General features: G+C 44.1%; 21 protein-coding genes and 3 pseudogenes. 9 read left to right on the top strand and 15 right to left on the bottom strand.

What is annotated here, in order from left to right:
• Window positions 1-403: 403 nt before the first annotated feature.
• Window positions 404-490 (bottom strand): annotated as a pseudogene (locus OGM63_RS05290) (transposase); the annotation flags it as partial.
• Between the two features lie 41 nt (window positions 491-531).
• The gene (locus OGM63_RS05285; RefSeq protein ID WP_263744450.1) at window positions 532-690 is read right to left on the bottom strand and encodes a hypothetical protein; all 159 of its coding nucleotides are present in this window, start codon (window positions 688-690) and stop codon (window positions 532-534) included.
• 57 nt (window positions 691-747) lie between these two features.
• On the opposite strand from OGM63_RS05285, the gene OGM63_RS05280 reads away from it, so the two are divergent.
• Entirely contained in the window at window positions 748-3,081 is a 2,334-nt protein-coding gene (locus OGM63_RS05280) for an EF-hand domain-containing protein (RefSeq protein ID WP_263744449.1), read from the top strand.
• A gap of 75 nt (window positions 3,082-3,156) precedes the next feature.
• On the opposite strand, the gene OGM63_RS05275 is transcribed toward OGM63_RS05280, so the two are convergent.
• Window positions 3,157-4,506, bottom strand: a complete 1,350-nt coding sequence (locus tag OGM63_RS05275; RefSeq protein ID WP_263744448.1) for an RNA-guided endonuclease InsQ/TnpB family protein — start codon at window positions 4,504-4,506, stop codon at window positions 3,157-3,159.
• Between the two features lie 560 nt (window positions 4,507-5,066).
• Here OGM63_RS05275 and OGM63_RS05270 point away from each other — a divergent pair.
• Window positions 5,067-6,428 (top strand): DEAD/DEAH box helicase, encoded by a 1,362-nt coding sequence (locus OGM63_RS05270; protein ID WP_263744447.1) that lies wholly within the window; start codon window positions 5,067-5,069, stop codon window positions 6,426-6,428.
• Here the strand turns inward: OGM63_RS05270 and iscB are convergent.
• The 5 genes and pseudogenes from iscB to surE form a co-directional block, all read right to left on the bottom strand.
• Window positions 6,418-7,726, bottom strand: a pseudogene (gene iscB / locus OGM63_RS05265) (RNA-guided endonuclease IscB). The gene OGM63_RS05270 and the pseudogene iscB sit on opposite strands and share 11 nt — an antisense overlap.
• Window positions 7,727-8,025: 299 nt before the next feature.
• Window positions 8,026-8,934, bottom strand: a complete 909-nt coding sequence (locus tag OGM63_RS05260) for an AAA family ATPase (protein WP_263744446.1) — start codon at window positions 8,932-8,934, stop codon at window positions 8,026-8,028.
• Between the two features lie 178 nt (window positions 8,935-9,112).
• Window positions 9,113-10,135: a bifunctional riboflavin kinase/FAD synthetase gene (locus OGM63_RS05255; protein WP_375340456.1), complete on the bottom strand. Its 1,023-nt coding sequence runs from the start codon at window positions 10,133-10,135 to the stop codon at window positions 9,113-9,115.
• Window positions 10,136-10,434: 299 nt separating this feature from the next.
• Window positions 10,435-11,334 carry an MBL fold metallo-hydrolase gene (locus OGM63_RS05250; protein WP_263744445.1) on the bottom strand — a complete coding sequence of 300 codons (900 nt, stop codon included), beginning with the start codon at window positions 11,332-11,334 and terminating at the stop codon, window positions 10,435-10,437.
• Between the two features lie 308 nt (window positions 11,335-11,642).
• Window positions 11,643-12,440: a 5'/3'-nucleotidase SurE gene (gene surE, locus OGM63_RS05245; protein ID WP_263744444.1), complete on the bottom strand. Its 798-nt coding sequence runs from the start codon at window positions 12,438-12,440 to the stop codon at window positions 11,643-11,645.
• A gap of 246 nt (window positions 12,441-12,686) precedes the next feature.
• Between surE and pheS the strand changes: the two genes are divergently transcribed.
• Window positions 12,687-13,688 (top strand): phenylalanine--tRNA ligase subunit alpha, encoded by a 1,002-nt coding sequence (gene pheS / locus OGM63_RS05240; protein ID WP_263744443.1) that lies wholly within the window; start codon window positions 12,687-12,689, stop codon window positions 13,686-13,688.
• A 334-nt stretch (window positions 13,689-14,022) separates the two neighbouring features.
• On the opposite strand, the gene OGM63_RS05235 is transcribed toward pheS, so the two are convergent.
• Window positions 14,023-15,468, bottom strand: coding sequence for a RecQ family ATP-dependent DNA helicase (locus OGM63_RS05235; RefSeq protein ID WP_263744442.1), 1,446 nt, complete (start codon window positions 15,466-15,468; stop codon window positions 14,023-14,025).
• 361 nt (window positions 15,469-15,829) lie between these two features.
• Here OGM63_RS05235 and OGM63_RS05230 point away from each other — a divergent pair, with 361 nt between their 5' ends.
• Window positions 15,830-16,405, top strand: coding sequence for a peptidoglycan-binding domain-containing protein (locus OGM63_RS05230; RefSeq protein WP_263744441.1), 576 nt, complete (start codon window positions 15,830-15,832; stop codon window positions 16,403-16,405).
• Here the strand turns inward: OGM63_RS05230 and OGM63_RS05225 are convergent.
• Both OGM63_RS05225 and OGM63_RS05220 read right to left on the bottom strand, forming a co-directional pair.
• On the bottom strand, window positions 16,389-16,535 hold the full coding sequence (locus OGM63_RS05225) for a hypothetical protein (protein ID WP_263744440.1): 147 nt from the start codon (window positions 16,533-16,535) through the stop codon (window positions 16,389-16,391). The two genes, OGM63_RS05230 and OGM63_RS05225, sit on opposite strands and share 17 nt — an antisense overlap.
• Before the next feature lie 212 nt (window positions 16,536-16,747).
• Window positions 16,748-17,458, bottom strand: a complete 711-nt coding sequence (locus OGM63_RS05220; protein ID WP_263744439.1) for a tetratricopeptide repeat protein — start codon at window positions 17,456-17,458, stop codon at window positions 16,748-16,750.
• A 514-nt stretch (window positions 17,459-17,972) separates the two neighbouring features.
• Here OGM63_RS05220 and OGM63_RS05215 point away from each other — a divergent pair.
• The 4 genes and pseudogenes from OGM63_RS05215 to OGM63_RS29515 all read left to right on the top strand — a co-directional run bounded on the left by OGM63_RS05215 (window position 17,973) and on the right by OGM63_RS29515 (window position 19,112).
• Window positions 17,973-18,437, top strand: a complete 465-nt coding sequence (locus OGM63_RS05215) for a hypothetical protein (RefSeq protein WP_263744438.1) — start codon at window positions 17,973-17,975, stop codon at window positions 18,435-18,437.
• A 60-nt stretch (window positions 18,438-18,497) separates the two neighbouring features.
• Complete coding sequence (locus tag OGM63_RS29525; protein WP_318528406.1) at window positions 18,498-18,635, top strand: thioredoxin domain-containing protein; 138 nt, start codon at window positions 18,498-18,500, stop codon at window positions 18,633-18,635.
• A 12-nt stretch (window positions 18,636-18,647) separates the two neighbouring features.
• A pseudogene (locus OGM63_RS29520) lies at window positions 18,648-18,776 on the top strand (glutathione S-transferase N-terminal domain-containing protein); the annotation flags it as partial.
• 15 nt (window positions 18,777-18,791) lie between these two features.
• A complete protein-coding gene (locus OGM63_RS29515) occupies window positions 18,792-19,112 on the top strand; it encodes a glutathione S-transferase family protein (RefSeq protein WP_318528407.1) in 321 nt (106 codons plus the stop codon).
• Window positions 19,113-19,261: 149 nt separating this feature from the next.
• On the opposite strand, the gene OGM63_RS05205 is transcribed toward OGM63_RS29515, so the two are convergent.
• The 4 genes from OGM63_RS05205 to OGM63_RS05190 all read right to left on the bottom strand — a co-directional run bounded on the left by OGM63_RS05205 (window position 19,262) and on the right by OGM63_RS05190 (window position 21,705).
• On the bottom strand, window positions 19,262-19,753 hold the full coding sequence (locus tag OGM63_RS05205; protein ID WP_263744437.1) for a YajQ family cyclic di-GMP-binding protein: 492 nt from the start codon (window positions 19,751-19,753) through the stop codon (window positions 19,262-19,264).
• Window positions 19,754-19,929: 176 nt separating this feature from the next.
• Window positions 19,930-20,322 (bottom strand): MAPEG family protein, encoded by a 393-nt coding sequence (locus OGM63_RS05200; protein ID WP_263744436.1) that lies wholly within the window; start codon window positions 20,320-20,322, stop codon window positions 19,930-19,932.
• Window positions 20,323-20,571: 249 nt separating this feature from the next.
• Window positions 20,572-21,075: a DNA-processing protein DprA gene (locus OGM63_RS05195; RefSeq protein WP_263744435.1), complete on the bottom strand. Its 504-nt coding sequence runs from the start codon at window positions 21,073-21,075 to the stop codon at window positions 20,572-20,574.
• A 99-nt stretch (window positions 21,076-21,174) separates the two neighbouring features.
• Window positions 21,175-21,705 (bottom strand): PadR family transcriptional regulator, encoded by a 531-nt coding sequence (locus tag OGM63_RS05190; RefSeq protein WP_263744434.1) that lies wholly within the window; start codon window positions 21,703-21,705, stop codon window positions 21,175-21,177.
• A gap of 122 nt (window positions 21,706-21,827) precedes the next feature.
• On the opposite strand from OGM63_RS05190, the gene OGM63_RS05185 reads away from it, so the two are divergent.
• Window positions 21,828-22,295, top strand: a complete 468-nt coding sequence (locus OGM63_RS05185; protein ID WP_263744433.1) for an antibiotic biosynthesis monooxygenase family protein — start codon at window positions 21,828-21,830, stop codon at window positions 22,293-22,295.
• The last annotated feature ends 2 nt before the right edge of the window (window positions 22,296-22,297 follow it).

Here is a 22,297-nt window from a genome sequence, read left to right as displayed (position 1 = left end):
AGATTTTCGGGTATGCGATCGCGCCTTTCTCTGAACCTGGAGATACAGTAATTTACCTAAAACAGCAAGAAGGATCACACCATAGTGCTACTCCCCTTGGTGTTGAGATGAATTGCGAGTGAGTTGGGAAAAGATGGTTTTAATGTTTTACGGCTACACCATAAAACATTAAAGCCATCGCCGACCAGCGAACACAGTATTTTATTTTATTGCCGATTCCTTAACTATCTCTTCTATCAACTGAGTTAACGTTTTATCCTTATCTACAGCGTATTTTCTGAACTTATTCATCTCAAGCCTCCAGGAGACCCCCATCAAAACTGTACTCAGGGAGCGTGGTGGGAGGAATGGAGGGTAACCAGTGAAACGTCCCCTGAGTGAATTTGTGCGTTAGCACAAACAAGGGAAATTCTTCTCTTAGAAAACGCGAGGAACGCCCTTTAAAAGCTTTAACAACCTGACTAATAGAATGATGCGGGTCGTAAGATAATCTCGTGATTGCGCGATCGCGTTCCCGCACAACTCCAAATTTTACTTTGATAGTGCGAACACGATTGAATTTTCTTCGGGTTTTAACGCCGCTTCCAGCTTACCCAAGAGCAGTTTTAACGGTAGTGACAATTCGATTGCTTTTTCCAATCCTGCCACTGTGCCGCCAAACCGCACTGTTACAGTACTGTTAAATAGCAAAGTTCAACAATTATTGAGGATTTATTGATGATGCCTGTGGAGCATGAAAACAAGGTAATGACTGAACAAGAGGTGGGGAAGCTGTGGGAAGCTTTCCAAATGTTTGACGAGGACGGCAACAGTACCGTCTCAGCAGAAGAACTAGGGCAGGTAATGCGTTCCTTAGGACAGAACCCCAGCGACACAGAGCTGCGCGACATGATTAAGGAGGTAGACGTTGACTTGTCGGGCACTATCGATTTTGAAGAGTTCAAAGCGCTGATGGTGTCCCAGCAAGGCGATCGCAAAAGCCGTTTGACGCTAGCATTCAGCGTGTTTGACGAGAACGGCAGCGGTCAAATTACCGCAGACGAGATGCGTGCGGTGATGAGCCAATTTGGGCTGACAGATCAAGAACTCGATGAGATAATCAAAGAAGTCGATCATGATGGCGATGCTTCAATTGACTTTCAGGAATTCTGTAAACTAGTGCCAGAAAAGTCAGAAACCGCGATCGGCTACACAGATTCACCAATTCCCCTCGTCACGCCAAAAACAACCGCAACAACCGATGAAGTTGCCTCCACTACTGAAGACACTACACAAACTTCCGCCACGGAGATCGAGCCGGACATCGAGCGGCTAAAAGAACAACTAGCGCAACACCCACAAAGCGAGCAAAAACGCGGTACGTCCCGCTTGCAAATGCAGATTGGTTTGTTCCGTTTGATTCAGGGAGCAGCCTACCGTTGCTTCCGCGAAAGTTTCTCTGCCAATCACGAAACCCACCTGCGGGTGAGAAACCTACCTTATAGAATTACTGACTTCGTGGAGTTTGTGAAGACGGCGATCGCCCTTTATAAAGGGTTAGGTGTAGTAGAATCCGCTTGTCATCCCGCACTTGATGCAGTAGTTGAATCCCTTACAGATGAATATGCTCGACTAGAAGACCGCATCAAGAACTGGAAGACAATAGAAAAGACAACACAGATGTTGGCAGAAGAAAAAGCGATCGTCGAAGCGCGTCGCAAATCAGCCAATGTCAAAGATAAATTTGCGGCAGGAGTGGAATTTGCAATCACCCTGAAGAAAAAGCATTTCAGCTTGCGCGACATCGCTGAAGGTGTCCTTGCCATCAACGAACTCAACCGACTGCGGAAGATGGAGCTGAATCAAGAAATGGCTCCACCACCAGCCAAATCAGAGGAACATCCAAAAGAGTATCTGAAGAAGTGGAACCGTGTCATCCTCTCCCAAGCATCAGAGGAAGTGGATGGTGCGATGATGGAAGTTCGCTATTGGTATGAAGATTTCATGCCGAAGCTGCTGGCTGCATTCAGCGTCAGCACTGCCGCAGACATTCAAAGTAACACAGTACCTGACGAGGCTGCTTTGGACAAGTGGTATGAGACAACTAAGGCATCGGGGGAGTTTCGCTTTTATGGGGCAGATGTTGCAGAGAACTTTCCCAAATCCACCCCAAAACAAAAGCTGATGCTCAAGCAAGCATGGCGTCTCACACACCATTACTTGAATGGAGTGCAAAAACGGCGCGAACGTCAGGAATTTGGACGGGAGTCGGGGGCACTTTCCCAGTATGTGGCATTCATTGACATATATGTAGGTCGGAGTGATATCAAGGACTCGCAAATGCGGGTGAGCTTCCCATACTATATTGGACCTGGAGTATGGCGCTTTTTCCACACCACTGCGGAAATTGTTTCTACCAAGACCGACGTAGAGCAAAAAGCTCTGGTGGCAGCTTTTAAGGATTTCTTCAAACTATTTGCCACCATGTACCCCTGCCCCTATTGCCGCCATCACCTGAATATGTATGTGGTGCAGAATAAAGAGGTGGAAATGTATCCAATGGAGTACCTTTTGCTCGGACGTGACCAACAATTGACTAACTTTGAGGTGTCAATGGAGGCAAAACTCTCCACTGTAGTGGATGGCTCCTCCCTGCGCTTATTCTTTTGGAAGCTGCACAACACCGTCTCCTCTTCCATCGCTCGCTCAGAGGAGTGGTATCACAAAGATGAGAAAGCCTTCTACACCACCCGCTACTGGCCTAGCCTTGACACTGAGTTGGCACGAGCCAAAGCACTCAAACATGTTAGCATTGCAAGCGATCGCATCTACCGCCTTTATGGTATGCTCAAGCCGGCATCGCGGCTCTCCGGGGCAAGAACCACATTGCAAAAGCTGTTGCAAAAGGGTGATTGGGAAGGCATCAAGGAAGCGTGTCTGGTTGCACAAGATTACATCAATGATTTGGAGTCGGCTGTGATCAGCGGACAATTTTTACAAGAAACATACTGTTTTGATCCTGACCTTGTTGATAAAGCTCCCTACTTCACTCCTGAAGAAGAAGAGTTTTCCCGCAGCGGTGTGTTTGTAGAACTGACTTAATCATCAGCAAGTCGTGTTTTTGTCAACTCTGCTAGGGTAGCGCAAAAATTCATAATTATTGACCTCTCCCCGCAGCTATTGCCGAGGGGATTCTAAACTGTTGCTACACAGCCAAGGCATTGGGGGGAAGTTTCCCCCCAATGCCTTGGCTAAAGCCACCCTGTGTAGCTTTTTAGTTTTGGTTTCCCAGATGCGAAATCTGGTAGCAAGGGTCAAAACTTGCCTACAGACCTTGACTAGGTTTAAGCCCAGTTGTGTCTCTACTTTGCGAAAAATATTCGCCGCGCCGTTTAAATCAGCATTGATTAGGATTCCTGTACCAGTGCGATACATTCCTCGTTTAATTCGTTTTCCGCTCTTGTTCCACCCTTCAGGTTTTGCGCCGAACGTAGGCAGAAAATCACCATCTAGAAAACTTGTTTTACTTGTATAGGATTCTTCAGTTTCTACAAACTTAATTTCATGATATTCACACAGTTGTTTAATCCGTTCTTTGAGTTTGGCAGTAGGTATCTGAACAAAAGACTGAGTTGTTTTACCTAAATTAACCTCCTGTCTTTGCCACTGGTTCCAACCAAAGATAACCGTACCAATATTATGCTTAATGCAATTGTCAACAACTAATTTAGCTGCCTTGTTTACGCCAGATCGCATTTGGCGATTACGCTTCTCTGTGATGTGGGCTAGCTGTTCATCCCAATACCCTTGCGGTTTACCTTCTTTTAAGGTGGCGACTCGCTTGTTATACCATTGATTAAGACTTTTGACTTTGCGCCCATCGACAATAAAGCTTGTTCCCGTGTTGGTCACACAGCTTAACCAGTTGTTGATGCCAGGGTCAATCGCTAGAGCGTAGTCTTCGTTCAGATGTGCAGTTGAGGCTAATTCTTTCTCATAAACAAACTCAGCATAAAAGCACTGGTTTCTTGGCAATATTCGCAGTTCTTTTATGTGTTCAAACCGTAAATTACGGGGCATCGGGATTGTGAAACTATCAAGTTTAAACCAGCACTTAACTGTATTGCCTAAAGGTATTTTGATAATACCACCAATAAGTTTTAATGCTTGTTTGGGATAAGTCACCAATGCGTAGCCAGCACCTTTACGATATCCTGGTATCCTTGGCTTAAAATGTAACTTGCCTTTATTGTGTTTCTTCTCTAATTCTTTGAATGATTTAAATGACTCTGCTACAGACCTCAATATTTGCTGTGCCGCTTGAGAATGAAGTACTTGATAGTGGGTATTTCCTTTGTACTCTTTCTCTAAATCGTATTTACCAATTAGCTTGCCAGTTTTGAAAAAGAGTTGGCGTGCATAATAAATACCACAGTTTGTTAACTTGTGGGACTCTGAACAAATAAACTCTAAGATAGCTTTTAATTCCTCATTTGGATTAATTAGATTTTGTTGGCATCCATACATTTGTTTTACCTCCTTCACTATATGCTAACATAAATGTGTCGTCATTGTGTCACGCTATGTCAAAAAAAGAATTACACATCAGAATCACTGAACGCAGAATGAATAAACTGCGGTTGTATGCTGCAAAAAAGGATAAAACTATTACCCAAGTTGTAGAGGAATTGCTTGATACTCTGCCTGAAATTGCAGATATATTACAGGTAGGCTAAAGCCTACCGAGTCGTCTTTCATCCCCGGTCTGAAGCACGGAATACATTGCGTAGCAATTGTTCCTCCGGGGCTTTCAGACTCCCGTCTGTTTCTTGTAATTCGTTAGGAATGAGCGCAAAAATAATTGAAAAGCCTCCGCAACAGTAGCGGTAATTCATGAATTACCGCTACTTCCGATGTCGGATTGCGGTCAGGAATGAGCATAACGGACTGAACTTTGTTATGATCCAGAACTGCGGCATTCGCTTTGCGTCTTTGCGTTAGTGCCTATCTAGCCCTTCAAACATGTAAGCGTCCGCCTTAGACTGATGCCGCCATTAGCGACAGGCTGATGTTATTTCTGGAGTACTATGTCTTTTTCTACACTCGGCTTGTCCAATGAAATTATCCGTGCTGTCACCGAGCGGGGGTACACCAAACCCACGCCAATCCAGATGCAGGCAATTCCTGCTGTATTATCAGGTGGCGATCTACTAGCTGGTGCCCAAACTGGTACTGGAAAAACTGCGAGTTTTACCCTGCCGCTCCTACATCAGTTGTCGTCGTCCGACAATAGCTTCAAAAACAACAAGAGTGGATACGCACCGATTCGGGCGCTAATTCTGACCCCAACTCGCGAACTCGCCGCACAGGTACAGGAAAGTGTTTATGAGTATGGTAAATACCTTCAGTTGAGATCGATGGCAATGTTCGGTGGTGTCAGCATTAATCCGCAAAAACGGCGTTTGAGAAATGGCGTAGATATTCTGGTTGCTACGCCAGGACGACTTCTAGACCATGTTCAGCAGGGTACAGTGAACCTGTCAGGTATTGAGGTTTTGGTGTTAGATGAAGCTGACCGAATGCTAGACATGGGCTTTATTCGTGATATACGTCGCATCGTTTCGCTCCTGCCCAAACAGCGACAAAATTTGCTATTTTTCGCCACATTCTCGGATAAAATTAAGACACTCGCCGCAGGGCTGCTCCATCGCCCGACGATGATCGAGGTGGCACGTCGGAACGTTACCGCCGACACGGTGGCACAGAAAGTATACCAGGTGGAGTACCGCAAGAAGCCCCAATTACTTGCTCATCTGATTAAGCAAGATAAGTGGTATCAAGTGCTAGTGTTTACCCGCACGAAGCATGGAGCTGACCGTTTGGTTAAGCAGTTGACACAAGACCGCATTCAAGCGCTGGCAATTCATGGTAATAAGAGCCAGTCGGCACGTACCTTCGCTCTGACAAAGTTCAAAAATGGCACTTTACAGGTACTGGTGGCAACAGACATTGCTGCGCGGGGTCTTGACATCAGCGGGTTGCCCCATGTAGTCAACTTCGATCTGCCCAATGTACCGGAAGATTATGTTCATCGTATTGGTCGCACTGGTCGTGCTGGTGCAAAAGGTGAAGCTGTATCGCTAGTGTGCGTTGATGAATATCAAATATTGGCGGATATTGAAAAACTGATTGCTATTAGGTTGCCCAGAGAAACGATCGCAGGCTTTGAACCCAACCCACACGAATCGTCCGAACCAATTCAAGATATAAGTAAACACAGACCAAAAACTGGACGTAATCAACAAACGGCAGTAAAAAGTGCCAAATCGTCACCACAAACATCAGCAAAAAAATTGGCAGCGCGAACCGTCGGTGGTCAGAAATCTGGTACGAAGAAACCCAGCTCGCACCGTTCTGCTTCATGCGATCGCTATACCTCTAATCACTGATTCGTTGGACATTTGTGGAAAATCCATACATATAACCGTCGTTACGATGAATTGATTTACAGTATTTATGACGAACTGGGCTAACTCTGCCTATCGATGTCTTCATCTCAAAAACACCACTTTCTCGAACTGTTAGTCTGCCAACATGAGGAGAAGCTGCAAACTTCCCTGTTGGGAGAATTGCCCGAACCATGTCGCCAGTCTGGAAACCAAAAAACGTTTTGCACCGTGTTCTATGTTTCACAGGAAAGCCATATTTGCTCTTGTGTACACATTTGTCGGTTCCCCCACCCCTTAGCTGCGATCAACAAGGGCGTAGCGGTAAGAACTTCCAGGCTTTCCACATTCCCCACGCAGGCAGCGTCTAACCAGTGAGTTTTGGGTAAGTCAAGCCGGACACGGTTATATTTTGTTCTGCCACCTGTGCCTGTTTCTACTGGTAAACCCATCCCTTTGAGTTTTTTAAGCAATGCCCAACGAGTTGAATTAACTGCGGCTGCATCTTTAAGAGGAAGTTTCGCTTGTCTCAAAATACGGGATAAAATATCAGGCTTTTTAGCTAAAAAATCCTTAATATCTTTGTTCCCTTTCCCTTGATTGCAATCACGGCAAGCAAGCGTGAGGTTTGAGACTCTATCGCTACCCCCTTTTGATTTTGGGTGAATATGTTCAACTTCAAAAGGGACATTTTCAACACCGCAGTAAGCGCATTTCCTACCCCACTTCTCAAGTAAATATTCCCTAACTTCGTAGCCTGCAAGTTCACCTTGCTGATAATATGAGCCTGAATTTGGTGGATTTTGCATTGCTTGGAGGTCAAATTTAACCAACTCTTGAGATATGCCAGTAATCGGCACATATCGAGTTATCCGATTAGCCCAAGTTAGGATGTTTTCAACTCTAGAGTTAAGGCTTGGCGCTAACCAACTAGTAGGGCGAGTACGATTTAAAAATCTAGGTTGGCGGTAACGAGTTTTCCGATTACGACGATTGCGGCGAATAGCGCGACGCGACTCTAAATCGTTTTTGATTTGTTGTCCACGGTGAGTTAATTCAGCACCCCAGATTACCTTCTCACCTTGCACAATTGCCAATCCAGTGGTTTTGGAACCTGGATCTATTTTTAACTGATGTGGTTCTGTCTCAGAATTAGGAACCGCATATTTTAGGATGATTGTAAACGGATAACGGCGATACACGGCAGCTTGTTTTGCTTTTAGCAATCGCCTAGCTTGTCCCGGCGGCGCTGGGTTTAATGGTTGCTTGTTAGTGTCAAGTACAAATACAAAATTAGACATTTATTGTCCTCCCATTACTGGGGTAAGGTTTTCCTCGCCAATGTTTTGAGAACTTGTTAGGTCAAGGACACTGGTTTAACCAAATAGACCTGTTTAATCTTTGACGACAGAGCTACAAGAAAAGAAAGCACTTGTAGGTGTCATGATTCTCAAAACGTAGCTTTCGCGCTTGGCTGGCTATCTGTCCAGTGGCTGAACTAGATGTTTAGTTTTGTCCACTGTTTGGTGAATAGCATTAATGACGACAAAACAGTGCGTAAGTCCTATCCCAGGTAGAACCTGGGAACGAGAAACCAGATTTATGGAATCGGCACAGCCCGCAATAACCGCTCCATCACACTTCTTGCTCTGCGTCCTCCCGCTGGAATCAGACGATGACAAAGAACATAAGGAGCAAGAAACTTCACATCATCGGGAATCGCGTAATCACGTCCTAACAGAAAAGCTAACGCCTGAGTAGCTCGTTGCAGAGCCATTGTACCGCGAGGACTGACGCCAAGAGAAATTTCCTCATCTTGGCGCGTCGCCCGCACCAATTCCAAAATATACTGTTGTAATGAGCTTTCCACTCTTACCTGAGCGCAAATTTGGCGCAATTCTTGCACCTCTGCCAAAGTAATACAAGGCTGCAAATCAGCAACTTTGATATTTTTATCGACGCTTTGCAGCATCTGTAATTCTTCTGCCTCAGAAGGATAGCCCAAACTCAAGGAAAGCATAAACCGATCCATCTGCGCTTCTGGCAAGGGAAAAGTACCTTGATATTCGATGGGGTTTTGAGTCGCAATCACAAAGAACGGTGTCGGAACAGCGCGAGAAACACCATCTACCGTTACTTGCACCTCTTCCATCACTTCCAGCAAAGCCGACTGAGTGCGGGGTGTCGCACGATTGATTTCATCAGCTAGCAGCACATTGGCAAATATTGGACCAGGGAGAAAGCTAAATTCGCCACTTTTTGGGTTCCAAATATTGATACCAGTAATGTCAGTAGGTAATAAATCTGGGGTGCATTGCAGGCGTTGAAATTTGCCATCAATAGAACGAGCTAGAGACTTGGCAAGCAGGGTTTTACCGACTCCGGGGACATCTTCTAGTAAAGCGTGACCACCACCTAGCAAAGCAACTAGCACTAAGCGTATTGCCTCACTTTTGCCAACGATGGTCAGAGCGAGATTTTGTGTTAGGGCGTCAATTTTTTCTCTCATGTACTGGGGGAATGGTTGGTTGGAGCGTTGGAGCGTTGGAGCGTTGGAGCGTTGGAGCGTTGTTGATTGACAGTTAATAGTCAACAGTCAACAGTCAAAAGTTAACTCCTAACTCCTAACTCCTAACTCCTAACTCCTAACTCCTAACTCCTAACTCCTAACTCCTAACTCCTAACTCTCATTCATTAGTATTCCCACTCAGCACTTGTTTTGTCGCAATGCAGTCAAGTTGAATTTGCGTTTTTAAGTCTTCTAGAGAAGAAAATTTTTGTTCTGGGCGCAAAAATTTGACGAGCTGCACTGTCAGATTTTTGCCGTACAAATCGCCAACCCAATCAAGCAGATGCACTTCTACAGTTAGATTAGTGCCATTTACAGTTGGGCGATCGCCTATATTCATTACGCCTTTGATGGGGGAAGTTTGGTTGTCTTCGATACAAACGCTAACCGCGTAAACACCTTGACGGGGCAAAAACTTTTCTTTAGGTAATTGTAAGTTAGCGGTGGGAAAGTTAATAGTTCTACCAATTTGTTGACCTTGGACGACAACACCGATGAGGGTATAAGGACGCCCTAAAAGTTGGTTTGCTAGTTCGATGTTGCCGTTTGCCAAATGTTGACGAATTAGTGAAGTGCTAATACGAGCCTCCTCTAGTGTGTCAGTGATACTCTCCTTGCCTGCATGAGTTTGGATGGCAACGATGGTAACGGGAATGTTATACTTGGCGGCGATAAATTGTAAATGCTTGGCGGTACCACTGCGCTTTTTACCAAAACAAAAATCTTCCCCGACGCTAATTTGCTGACATTGCAATTGTTGCACGAGAATTTGTTCTACGAATTCTTCGGGAGTCAACGCGGCTAATTCTTTGCCAAAGGGTAATAGTACTAGTTGTTCGATGCCAAGCGATCGCAACTGTTGCACTTTTTCATCCACTGGTGTCAACAAAGCATGAGGTATCCCTGTAAAAAATTCTTGGGGATGGGGATAAAAGGTGACAACTGTTGAGTAGATGTAATTAGTATTACTTTCTTTCTCTCTATTTTCTCTCTTTGCTTGTTGCAAAATTGGTGCAATTACTTTTTGATGCCCGCGATGGACACCATCAAATTTGCCCAGTGCAACAGCAGTAGGCGTCTTCAGCCCTTCGGTAGAAGAAGCAACCCAGACAGCACACCCATTTTGAGACAGATTTACCACGTCGATTCGGGGATTTTAGGTTTGTGAAGCAGTTCAGGAAAAATTCATTTTTCTAGGCGAGTTTTCGGGAGAATAAATTCATCCTCAACAAACTTTTCGCTTCTGCCGTTCAGCTTAACTGCCATTCATCCGCTTCAGAGCGCTCCTACGCAAGAACCCGCATTCCTGTAATTCAAGTTGGGGATCATACTGTCTACACCAGCCTTTAACGGTTTCGCGGCTCATAGTTGGGGTATATGGCGATAAAGCTGTTTATCACCAATCTAAACTAAAATCTCCTATCGCTTCGACTACAACCTTTAAGCAGAAAACTCACTAACAGGAATAGGTTCTGATAAGGGCATGGATATGGGAACCTGAAGTTGCATTGTTTCCCGTGCCATGATCGCACCAGGAAATTGCACTGCCGCTTCTTGACCGACACGATCCAAAAATTCATCGTCGTGTGCTGGATCGTGGTGGAAAATTACCAAAGTTTTGACGTTAGCTGCTTTGGCTATTTTCACAGCTTCTTGCCATGTGGAATGTCCCCAACCGATTTTCGGCGACTTTGGCGAATGATATTCCTCGTCGGTATAAGTGGAGTCATAAATGAGGATATCGGCGTTACGAGCTAGCCACATCACATTTTCATCCAACCTGTCGGGAAAATGCTCAGTATCAGTAATATAAACAGCCGCACCATCCCGCCAATTAACTCGATATCCTACGGCTTCACCCGGATGGTTTAGAGGTGCCGTTTCGACGATAATATCATTAATTTTGATTGGCTTTCCGGCTTTGACATTGTAAAAATCCAAATTTGCTTGCATGATTTGCAAAGGTACGGGAAAATTTGGATGCAGCATTTGGTCATTTAGCCGCTGTTCGACGGTGGAACCATCAGGAGCGATCGCACCATAAATATGAAAGTCATTTCCCCTGACAAAACCTGGGCTAAAAAAGGGAAATCCCTGCACGTGATCCCAGTGCGAGTGCGTGAAGAATATATGAGCTTCTATGGGCATTTGGCGCAATAACGATTGCCCCAAAACATGCAGTCCCGTACCACCATCGAAAATTAAGCGTTTACCGCCTACTTGCATCTCAACGCAAGGGGTATTACCCCCGTAACGAACGGTATGTAATCCTGGACTGGGGATGCTGCCGCGAACGCCCCAAAATTGTACGGTAAATTGATTCTCTATCCTACTAGACATGGGTGTTGCCTTGCTGCATACTGAGCGGGCGATCGATAAAAGAAATTGTTACTTATTTTGTCAAGTTTATGCTGTATCTCCGCGCTTTGTCAGACGGAGAATTTATTGGGAAAACAGCATACCCTTTTGGAAGTTTTGCTTAATTTGGTTATCTTGCTCTTGCTTTTGATTGGAGCCTGCAAGGCAAATTTATTGACTTTTTTCGGCGTATATGTATCATCTTTTTACAAGAGTGCTCCTACTTTATAGCCTAAATTTTTTTGTCATGCATTTAACAAGCTTTTCTACCTCGCTTGTGCATAAATTATTCAAGTCAACTTAAATTCCCACTCAGACAAGTGATTAACGCCACCTGCATAGGTGAGATTATATTGCAATGGCGTTATACTGATGTAGTTTTTACGGATAACATCCACGTCAGTAGGCACATTTTGTGGTAAGTTTAAATCCGATGGCGGTTCCACATCTTCTAAAACTTCTCCGGTTAGCCAGTAGTATGTTTTTCCACGCGGATCGATGCGCTTGTCAAAAACATCTACGTACCGTCGCACTCCCTGACGGGTGATAGTCACTCCAGCAATTTCTGACCAGTTGATGGCAGGAATGTTGACGTTAAGCAACATCAATTCTGGTAAGGGGTTCGCCGATATTTGATCTACCAAAATTTTTGCAAAGTTAGCAGCAGGTTGAAAATCTTTACAGGTGTGACTAGTAAGACTCAGTGCCACACTGGGAATACCTTCAATTATACCCTCCATTGCGGCGGAAACAGTTCCGGAATAAAGAATTTCGGTTCCCAAATTAGCGCCTTGATTAATGCCAGAAACAACCAAATCAGGGGGAGACTCAAGCAAAGCCCACAGCGCTAATTTAACACAATCAGAGGGAGTACCATCGCAAGCCCAGGCATTCACAGCAGGATGAAAGACAGATTCAATGATTTCGGCGCGAATTGGTTGGTGTAAAGTTAGTCCGTGTCCGGTTGCCGATCGCTCGCGATCCGGGCACACTACAGTCACATCATGACCAGCTTGTGCCAAACAATTGGCTAAAGTCCGAATCCCTAAAGCCGCAACCCCGTCATCATTGCTAATTAATAATTTCATAAGTCTTCAATCAATAGTCAATAGTCAATAGTCAATAGTTAAGAGACAATTGTCAATGTCAGGCATCACAGGCAAAGAACAAAAAAACATGCTTCCCTTGGACAATAGCCTTTAAACTGGTAAAAAGAGGTTTGCTTTAACCCTTGCCTTTGACTCATCAATGGCATATCAAGGTTTTTGTCTAGCGTCATTTTTCCAATGACTGTTGACTGTTGACTGTTGACCAATGACTAATAACTGTAAGAAATGACGAATCAGCCGAGCAATTTAGAGGCTCAACTTTTAGCACTGCGAATTGAAGGAGAAAAAGCGATCTTCTCTGCCGATAGCTTAGAACGCTTAGAAGAACTAAGAGTCGGCTACCTTGGGAAAAAAGGGGAATTGTCCACGCTGTTACGGAGTATGGGACAATTAAGTGCCGAAGAACGACCCTCAATTGGGGCGATCGGCAATACAGTCAAAGAAACCCTTCAAACTAGTTTAGACAAACAACGCGCTTCTTTAGAAGCTGCTCAAATTCACGCACAACTAGAAGCAGAAACTCTAGATGTAACAATGCCGGGAATTTACAGCCCTCAAGGACGTATTCATCCCCTCAATGGCATTATCGACCAAGCGCTGGATATCTTTGTCGGTATGGGCTACACCGTGGCTCAAGGTCCAGAGATGGAAACAGATTACTACAACTTTGAGGCTCTGAATACCCCCCCCGACCACCCTGCCCGTGATATGCAGGATACTTTCTACCTCCCAGACGGAAATCTCCTACGTACTCAAACTTCCTGTGTACAAATTCGTTACATGGAAGCCGAAGAACCACCGATTCGGATTGTAGCCCCAGGACGAGTTTATCGGAAAGATGATGTAGACGCTACCCACTCAGCAGTTTTTCATCAAATCGAACTTTTAGCAATTGACGAAGGACTAACTTTTACAGACCTCAAAGGCACTATTAAGTTGTTTTTAGAAGCAATGTTTGGTGAGCTACCAATTCGCTTCCGTGCCAGTTATTTCCCGTTTACAGAACCTTCTGCGGAAGTCGATTTGCAGTGGAATGGTCGCTGGTTAGAAGTTATGGGCTGCGGTATGGTCGATCCTAATGTGCTGAAAGCTGTAGGTTACGACCCAGAAGTTTACACTGGATTTGCCGCCGGTTTTGGTGTTGAACGCTTTGCGATGGTGCTACACCAAATGGATGATATTCGCAGATTGTACAATAGCGATTTGCGCTTTTTACGGCAGTTTTAAAAGAGTTAGGAGTTGGGAGTTGGGAGTTGGGAGTTGGGAGTTGGGAGTTGGGAGTTGGGAGTTGGGAGTTGGGAGTTAGGAGTTAGGAGTTAGGAGTTAGGAGTTTGGAGTTAGGAGTTTGGAGTTAGGAGTTTGGAGTTTGGAGTTTGGAGTTTGGAGTTGGGAGTTTGGAGTTGGGAGTTGGGAGTTGGGAGTTGGGAGTTGGGAGTTTGGAGTTGGGAGTTGGGAGTTGGGAGTTGGGAGTTGGGAGTTGGGAGGAGCGTGGATAGTGGTTAGTTGTGAATAAATATCAACCATCAACGCTCCAACCATCAACGCTCCAACCATGAACTAACTACTTCCTGCAATTATCGCAATGTCCACATTGGCAGTTTGCCGCTTCTTTGTCAAAACCAAAGGCATTTAACAAAAATTGCCAGCGGCACTGTCTGGTAGTAAGATATTGATTCATTTGCTTTGCAGCATGTAATTGCGTCGTTAACTGCTTGGGAAGGCTTTCTCCAATGCTGTAATTGAAAGGGTCAAGCCAGTTTAACTGACCGCTGCTGTGGAGAAGAGAAAGAGCAACAGCACCATCGGGAAATTGTTTGGTTACTGCATTTACTTCCCCTTTTTTCGGCAGTTTTTTCATTAATTGTTGTGCGGAAAGTTGTTGCGATCGCATTACTTCCTCAAAAAACTTCTGTCTTTGCTTATCCTCTGGATCTAACCATCCTGTAGGTTCACTAATCAACATCAACGCTTCTGCTGGTTTCCCATCTCTTCCAGCGCGTCCAATTTCTTGCACATACTCCGAAAGCAAATGCGGTGCGTGGAAGTGAATCACCCAACGCACATCTGGCTTATTTATCCCCATCCCAAACGCACAAGTACAAACAACAAACATGATTTTTCCACTTAGCCAACTCGCTTCTACTGCACGGCGTTTTTCTGCACCCAATCCCCCATGATAAGAAGCTGTAGAATAACCCTTTTGTGTCAACCACTCAGCTAAATTCTCGCTATCTCTCCGAGTGCGTACATAAACTAGCCCAGGTTCTTGTTTCCGTTCTTGAATAAACTTTAATAAATGTTGCTTTCTGCCTCTTGGAGTCCAAACAATGCGAACGCTGGGGTTAAGATTAGAACGGTACGGATTAACACGAAAAAACGCTGGTTGCTCTAATCTTAAGACTTCTTTAATAGTTTTTTGAGCCAGAGCATCGGCGGTGGCGGTAAAAGCGGCTACGCTGATGTGTGTTCCCTGTGGTTTGAATTTGAGCAGCGCTGGTCGCACCGCCCCCAATCTTCGATAAGCTGGTCGAAATGTGTCGCCCCATTGAACTAGACAATGTGCCTCATCTAATATCAATCCATTAATTTTTAACTGCGGCTGACACAATCTTTCCCAAACTGGCGGACTCAGTAAAGTTTCTGGCGATAAATACAGCAATCTTAGCTGTTGTCGTTCCAAAGCTTGCAAAACCCTACGTCGTTGGCTAGAAGGCAATTCACTATGCAAAAGTGCTGCACTCAAGTTGCGCTGATGTAGTTCCTGCACTTGATTTTCCATCAAGGCCACTAACGGCGAAATTACTAGCGTTAATCCTGTTTGTAACAGTGCCGGCAACTGAAAGCAAATAGACTTTCCGCCACCTGTGGGCATAATAATTAATGCGTCCTTTTCTGTCAGCAGACAGTGGATGATTTCTCCTTGTGGCGGACGAAAATCATCATAACCCCAAATTTTTTGAAAAGCAGCACGGACATCTTCCCAATCTGGGGGTTGATGTTGATTCATATTCAATGGTAAGTAAATGCACCCGTCTCCTTGCACACTTCATTTACATGACGTGAGTTATTAATATAGCTTGGCTATCAAGTTCATGGTTCAGTATTTTCTAGATTAATATGTATAAAATTTGTTAATTTCATTTTGACTACTCAAAAGGAGCAGGGGGGGAGATGAAGAATTAATTCCTTTCCCCTTTCCCCTTTTCGGTAATGTATTACCAATCCAATGGATACTTTGGGCATTTATACTAATTTTCTGTAGGCATCAAGCTACACCTAAAAAATTACACCAAAGATTCTCCGGAATCAGCATAAACCATATGGATATTTTTTTATCAGCCAAAAAGCATCAAGGAGATATCTAGATTATGGTGAGGGTAATTCCATGTTTTCTCCACAGACCGACCCTAGAATTAGGTGCAAGTCGTGAAGAGGTCAAACAAATGCAAAAAGTTCTCAATCAGCGATTAAGCGAATTTGATACCGCATCGTCGTTTCCCCAAAATGTGGCAGAAACTGGCTACTTTAATCAAAACACTTTAATTGCAGTTAAATACCTGCAATGCCTGACTTTTTTACCGGTAGATGGCATTGTCGGACCAAAAACTTGGGCTTTCTTGTCTGAAGGACCTGGGAGCTTGCCACGGTTGCGTGTTGGCACTGCTAGTTCGGTAGTTAAAGCTGTTCAAGAGGCACTAAGATACGCTGGTTACTACTCTGGTGCAGTCGATGGTGTCTTTCAACAAAAAACTGCTGCTGCTGTCAAAGATTTTCAGGTATCCTGCCAAATGACCGCCGATGGTGTGATTAATCCTCAAACCTGGAAAGGGTTAATCAAGTTAGATGCTCATGGGAAATACTGTTACATTAATCTGATTGACAGATGTTATGAAAAGTACGAGCATTGGGACGGAAGTTTTTCTTACGTCAATTGGCATAATTGATGCATTTAATTTTATCTGCACGCGGGTGTAATGAGTGTCGCGGGAGTCGGTGGAGTAATCCTGGTTGGAAATGAGAATCAGCGATCGCTTCACCAGCAACTAATTGCAATGGTACAACACCCGCCCACATAGCTATGTAGAGACGTGATAAATCGTGTCTCTACCACTGTTTTTTCGGCTTATGTGAACCGTATTGCCATTTATTGAACCTTTTGAAGCCTGCCTAAGCAGGCTTTGTACGTATAGCCCCAGACTTCCAGCAAGCGCGATCGCCCTAAAAATACTCGGAGTTAAAAGTTAGGATTTAAAAGTCAGAATATATTACTGTGTTTTCTCTTCTGACTAAGAACACAGCAACTCACCCAACCAATTTTCGACTTGTAAACGCAAACGCCAGCTAGGTTCATCTTTATGAGTGCTTAGGAGCGGTAGTTGATTCAAAGCGCGGCGATAATCAGCGATCGCATAATTCCAATCGCCCCACAGATGATAAGTTCTGCCCCGTTCAGCTAAAATATGGTGTTCTAGTTGACCGAAAAGCAATGCTACCTCAAAAGTGTCAATTGCTTCTTCGTATTGTCCTAAGTCACGTAAGGTAATGCCTCGGTTAATCTGTGCCCGAACATGGCTGGGGTGCAAATCAATCGCCCGATCGTAGTCAGCGATTGCCGATGTTAATTCTCCACAAGCCGCGTAGTAATTTGCGCGATTATTATAAGCGCTAGCTAACCTGGGGTTGAGATGTAGTGCTTTGTTGTAATCCCAGAAGGCTTTTTGTCTTTCACCACTTTGAAAATAAATCAGCCCCCGGTTATTGTAGTCTACGGCATTGTGGGGATGGCGGTTGATTAATTGACTTAGTAGGGCGATCGCTTCGGTGTAATCTCCGATTTGGGCTAATCTCAAAGCACAAGAGCGTAAGTAACTGTCTTTATTAGCAGATTCCCCGCTACTGTTAGCCTGATGTCGTCGAGCATTTTTTGTATTCTTTAATACAATATTTTCTAAATAATTTTGCTCACTCTCAGATGCTAAAAATGGGTTTGTATTCATATTTTCCTGCCTGAGCCTCTTGCTCTGTAAGATCAACTTATAATTTTCTTGTTAAGAGTGGTCTCGTCCCTGTGTCACTTATTAAGGTGTCTATGAGTACTTGAGTACAAGTATTAAGAATAAGTAGGAGTGTTCGCCCTATACCAATAATTGATGCTTCAACCTGATAATAGATACTTCATCCCCAAGTCCTATTCCAGAAATAGCAATCTCTCAATCCAATAGACTAGTCAACAAGTAAGAGCGACAACTTGGTAGAATGCCAACAAGCCCTTTGTAGAGACAAAGGGGATACTGGGTATGAGCAATTGGTAATGTAAAACTCAAACATGAATTTACACAACCCTTATTTTTCAAGGGGTTTAGGCGAACCTAAAAACCTCGACGGTTTATTATTCCCAGAAAATTTGCGATCATTCACATCAATGAAGAAATTTTTGCAAAAAAAGTAAGAATTTTCTTTCCACTACCCAATTTCTGAATCTGACTTTTAGATAAGAGCGAAAATTTTCTTATGACAACTGCAATTTCCTACGCGAACGCTCCCGACTTAGCAACTGATGATTACATCGTGATCGGCTTGGCTACGTGCTTCATCAAAGAAGATGGAGAAGTTCATGAAGTCGAAGTTATAGAACCTATCCCCTCTGCGGCTTTAGAAGCGATTTTCAAAGGTATTCCCACCTCGTATAAGCTGGCTTGTGGAACAACTTTGGCATCTGTATTGGATGGAAATACGCAATATTTACCAGATGGCTTTCCTGTCAACGCTCAATTTGGAGAGGAATTCGTGCCGAGAGCGTTTGCAGCTGCTCGCACATACAAGCGTCGCGAAATCGCAAAATCCCTGATTCCTCTGGGTACAACTTATACAGATTTCAAATATTCCACTGAGCGCAAGCGGGTACTAAATGCTAAACGAGTTGTTAACAAGGAAGATAACGTTAAACAACATTCCCACACGCACAAAGTTCTTTAAAAGATTCAATTGCTGTGAAGTATAAAATATGAGGTAAATCTCACGGTTGGTACTCAGGGATTGTATCCCACTTCTTCAGTTCATCATTCATCCTTGATACTTCATTTATCTTTGGTAATTATGTTGAAGCTTTACGGTGGCGATCGCAGTCGCGCATCAATTGTCAAGTGGTATCTAGAAGAACTGGCTATTCCTTAGGAATTTGTCAAGCTTGATATGCAAGCTGGGGAACACCGCAAACCCGAATTTATCTCAATTAATCCGATGGGGAAAGTCCCGGCAATTGTAGACGGAGATTTTCAGCTTTGGGAATCAGGAGCAATTTTGCTGTATCTCGCCGAAAAATATGGCAAAATGCCATCTTCAGTAGAGGAACGCGCAATAATTGCTCAGTGGGTGTTATTTGCCAATTCCAGCTTGGCTACAGGAATTTTTGTCGAAGCTAGTCGAGAGCGAGAAATGCTGTGCTTGATGACTCCCCTGAATCAAATTCTAGAGCAGCAACCTTTCATACTAGGTAAGGAATTCACCGTTGCTGATGTAGCAGTGGGTTCTATTTTGGGTTACATTCCCATGATGCTGAAGTTAGATTTGAGCGCTTACCCAGCTGTATCGAACTACATCAAGCAGATGACTCAACGTCCAGCATTTCAAAAAAGCATCGGGAATGGTTAGTGGATAGTTGGAGCGTGAGAGCGTTGGAGCGTTGTTAATATTTACCACTAACCACCATCTACTAACTACTAACTCCGCTTCTTGCGCTTTTCTACTTTTACCGTAGAGACGTTCCACTCGAACGTCTCTACCGCTCCTGCCAACTTTATTTACCGATAATTGGTAAATTGTAGAGCCACCGGATAGTCTTCTTGCTTCAACCGCTGAATTACAGTTTGCAAGTCATCTTTATCTTTAGCGCTAACTCGTACAGCGTCACCTTGAATTGACGCTTGTACTTTTTTGAATTCGTCACGAATCAATTTAGAAATTTGCTTGGCAATTTCTTGACTAATGCCTTTTTGGAGTTTGATTTCTTGACGGACGCGGTTTCCGCTGGCTGATTCAACTTTGCCAAAATCAAAAATTTTCTGAGAGAGACTGCGCTTGGCGGCTTTTTCGCGCAGGATGGTGTGTACAGACTCTAAGGTAAACTCGCTGTCGGTGCTGATAGTAATATTGTCTTCGCCTAATTCGACAGTAGTTTGAGAGTCTTTAAGATCGTAACGGCTTTTAACATCTCGGACAACTTGATCGACGGCGTTGACCAATTCTTGTCTGTCAAAATCGCTGACAATATCAAAGGAATAGGTAGAAGCCATAGAACATTTTGGATTAGGGACTGATTGTAGTGGAAATTAGGGACTGGTTGTACTAGGGATTAGGGATTAGGGATTAGGGACTAGGGTTAGGGTGAGGAAAAATTTTATTTCATTCTCTAGTCCCCAGTACAACCAGTCTCCAGTTCCCAGTTCCCAGTTCCCAGTACAACCAATCCCTAGCTAACTTGGATGATGCTGAGAGCGAAAAGAGTACCCCAACTGAAGGAGCCAACAGCAAACATGAGCGATCGCATTAGGGGTATATTCAAAATATAAAAGATTGAGTATAGCAACCGAGCCGCAACAAAGGCGATCGCTGCCACTGCTGCGAGAGGAGAATTCACACCGGTTACGTATGCCATCAAAGCTGCGGCAGCAAAAATCATAAATCCTTCAAAAGAATTTTGATGTGCCCAGGTAGCTCTTTGCGCGTAGGGTGGAAGTTTGTCAAACATAGCACGGGGAGCCGACTGATCGTATCCCACACGCATACGAGCATAACCCACCACCAAAAACGGCAGGTAAATTAGCACCGCAGCGGCTACGATAGAGTACAAAAAAATAGTCATTGGTTATTGGTCATTAGTCATTAGCGCTCTTTTATTACTCTTGCGAGAGTAAATTTTAAACTTTATTTTCAGGTTAGTCCAAGTCATGCGGACGAGCGTTTGTGTGCCTGTAAACTCTGCGACTTCCAGTCGTCAGGGCTTGATTCTCCAGAGTGATAAAAGAGGGTTAGTCATTAGTCATTAGTTAAGAGTCATTGGTCATTAGTGAAAAATACACATACCAACGACACTCGTACAAATAACTAATGACTAATCAAAGTAGAACAGTGTCACCACCTTTCTTTGTTCTTCTGCTTCACCACAAGTTTGCAACAAAGTGCGACTGTCGTGAAAAGCAAAACAAATTAATTGTTGGCAACGAGAAACAATTTCCTTGTTACAGAGGTAACTAGCTTCACCAAGAGACAGATGATCGTTACTGGGATTTTCAACCAGATGCATTACCTGTTCTAATTGGTGGCGGGATTCATTGGGCTGGCGTTCCAAGCTTTGGGGTAGAATCACCGTTAATAAATTGGCATCAGCCCGCATTGCTCCCCGGATGGCAGCTGAATTGGTACCTGTGGCACCAGAGGTAATGATTCGATTCCCGGATAAAACCAGGGCATAGGTCATCATCTCAATGAGGCTTTGATGCGTAATCGGAACGTGGCGAGACCCTAACAAGGCGATTCGTTTAGAACCTGTTTGCTGGATAGTTGCCAGTTCTTGGGCTAATGTATCGAGGTTAATAAGGTCTATGGACTGACTCAAAGATGGACAGAATCAGATTAAACAACCCAGATATTCTACCAAACAGAGTGTAGATACGAATCTGCTTGTGGTGAAAGATTAATACAATTTTTTGCTTGGTCAATTTAATAGCTGGGTTACTTCTTCACACCAAACCAGCCAATTCGTTTCATAACGAATGCCATTAAGGAGAGTTAGGTACTGAAATTTTTCTGCTTGTGGTAGTTGTTGAGGATTCTGAAAGCACCGCTGCTCTAAATCTTTGTATGTTGACAATCGTTCTTGATGAGCTTTGCGGTGATGCTCTAGTTCTGCCAATATTGTCTGGCGATCGGCAACATAGCCGGCAAAAAGCTTTACCAGTAAATCATCTTTAATTGGTGTGGGTTCACAAGGAGTAGCAATCCACTCGTTAAGCTGCTGTTGTCCCGACTCTGTAACGCGGTAGAGCTTTTTATCTGGGCGTCCTTCTTGGAGAATTATCTCGGCAGTTATCCAGTCGTTATCCTCAAGCTTGGACAACTCTCGATAAATCTGCTGGTGACTCGCTGACCAAAAAAAGCCCACAGAGCCATCAAATCGTTTTGCCAAGTCGTACCCACTACAAGGACTGTCAACAAGAGATGCCAATATCGCGTGCGCTAAAGCCATAACAATTCTTTACTTGACCTATGCAATTAGTTGAATATACTAGAAATATATTCAACTAATTGAATATTAGATTAGTTGCACAAAAATCACATCCAGATTCAAGCAAAAAGAGGTATTTTACTATGGTGTTCGTTTCCATCACGCGCTTACATCTCAAGTCCCCTCGCCATCTACTACCTTTTGTGTGGCACAATGTACTTTCATCATGGCAAATTATCAATATCTCAGGATTTCTCAAAGGCAAGATTTTCAGAGATGGTTACGGGGCTTATTGGACGATAACCACCTGGGAAAATCAGTCGGCGATGAAGAACTATCGTAACTCCGGGGCACACCGCCAAGCCATGCAACACATTCAAACTTGGTGCGATGAAGCTGCGGTGGTTCATTGGGAACAAGCAGACAGCAGCCTACCAAATAGGTTGGAGGCTCACTGCCGCATGGTAACAGAAGGTTATTTTACCCGTTTATCTCATCCCTGTGCCGCTCACTTGGAGCGAAAAATTCCCGAACCGTCGTCAGATAATGTTCAAGGACTGCTGCTACATCCTAGGAAAAAAGCGCCCCGCACAGTGTTGGAACAAATTTAGCT

The sequence above is a fragment of the Plectonema radiosum NIES-515 genome, from assembly GCF_025753815.1.
GTDB classification, from domain to species: Bacteria; Cyanobacteriota; Cyanobacteriia; order Cyanobacteriales; family Nostocaceae; genus Hassallia; species Hassallia radiosum_A.
The sequence above is the reverse complement of the archived record's forward strand: the minus strand, read 5'-3'. Positions and strand labels throughout refer to the sequence as shown.